1 protein-coding gene is annotated in these 1,299 nt (G+C 64.4%); it reads right to left on the bottom strand.

Annotation, left to right across the window (positions count from 1 at the left end; genetic code table 11):
- Positions 1-141: 141 nt before the first annotated feature.
- The gene (locus tag IC608_RS17930; protein WP_191778340.1) at positions 142-1,221 is read right to left on the bottom strand and encodes a transposase; all 1,080 of its coding nucleotides are present in this window, start codon (positions 1,219-1,221) and stop codon (positions 142-144) included.
- Positions 1,222-1,299 lie beyond the last annotated feature (78 nt).

Raw genomic sequence — 1,299 nt, 5'->3', positions numbered from 1 at the left:
AGCTGGACACCCGCAAAAACTGGGTCAATGAGAGCGGCGGCGGCATGATGCCAGTGTGGGATCAGTGCTTTCGGCAAGTTTGGCGCTTCTGCTGCGGGCTGCTGCGCCAGGATCAGGCGCTTTCCGCACGTGCGGGCGGACTCACGGCGTGGCGAGGCGCTTCTCGTGGAAGATCAGACGGTCGAAGTTGTAGGCCAGATTGGCCAGCGTGAGTTTCGCTTCGGCGCGGGCGATGCCGATGGTGCGGATGAACAGTCCGAAGCGGTTCTTCTGGTGCGCAAAGACATGCTCGATCCGGGCACGGACCGCCGACTTGGCGGCGTTGGCACGAGCCGTGGCCGTCGGCATCGGCTTGCCCTTGGGCTTGCGTCGATGGATGCGGCTGGTCAGCATGCGATCGGCGAGCCATGCCTCGTTGCTCTGTGAGCGGTAGGCGCTGTCGGCCCAAACCTCGCTGCCGGTGTTCTGCCGATCGATGACCTGGCGCAGCATTCGACCATCGGGGTGGGATGCCGAGGTGACCGCGGCGGCCCGGATGAAGCCGTAGCGCCGATCGATGCTGATGTGGCTCTTGTAGCCGAACACCGGCAGCGCGATCATCGGCAGCGGCGTGCCGTCCGCCCGGTAGCGCACCTTGCCGCCCACCTTGAGCGTCCAGCGCGCATCGGTGTCCTTGTGGGCCGCCTTGGCTGGCTCGTCCGGCCAGATTTCCGCGGCCGTCCTGCCGTCCTTGATCGCCTGCTGCTCGCCATCGGTGTTGCGCTGCCGGGGCGCCGGCACCAGCGAGGCATCGACGATCTGCCCCGACATCGGGATGTACCCCTTCTTGTGCAGTTGCCAGTCGAAGGCCTTCATCACCCGCTTGAGCGTACCGGTCTCTGTCATGCGGTTGCGGAAATGGCGGATGGTGTTCTCATCGGGGGTCCGGTCCCCGAGCGAGAACCCCAGGAACCGCATCCAGCTCAGACGGTCCCGGATCATGAACTCCATGCGGGCGTCCGACAGGTTGTGCTGGGCTTGCAGGATCAGGATCTTGAACATGGCCACCGGATCGAATGGCGGCCGACCGCCCTTGCTGCCGTCGCCATAGCCCAGCCCCTCGACGAGCCAGCCGCGGAAATACTCGAAGTCCACCGTCCGCTCCAATACCTCGAGCGGATCACCATGCTGGCTCAGCGCCTCCAGGTGATCGTTCAGGCTGAACAGCGACTGTGGGTCCATGACGATGCTCCATGATCAAGCATCGTCAGTGAATCACGACAGCATCAAAGGCGCGAGGGTTTTTGCGGGTGTCCAGCT

Origin of the sequence: Devosia oryzisoli (assembly GCF_014837245.1) — a bacterium.
Taxonomy (GTDB): Bacteria; Pseudomonadota; Alphaproteobacteria; order Rhizobiales; family Devosiaceae; genus Devosia; species Devosia oryzisoli.
This window is presented reverse-complemented; position numbering and strand designations above follow the sequence as displayed.

What these genes read in the sequence shown, in the direction of transcription:
- IC608_RS17930 (WP_191778340.1), bottom strand. Translation starts at nt 1,221, where the DNA reads ATGGACCCACAGTCGCTGTTCAGCCTGAACGATCACCTGGAGGCGCTG.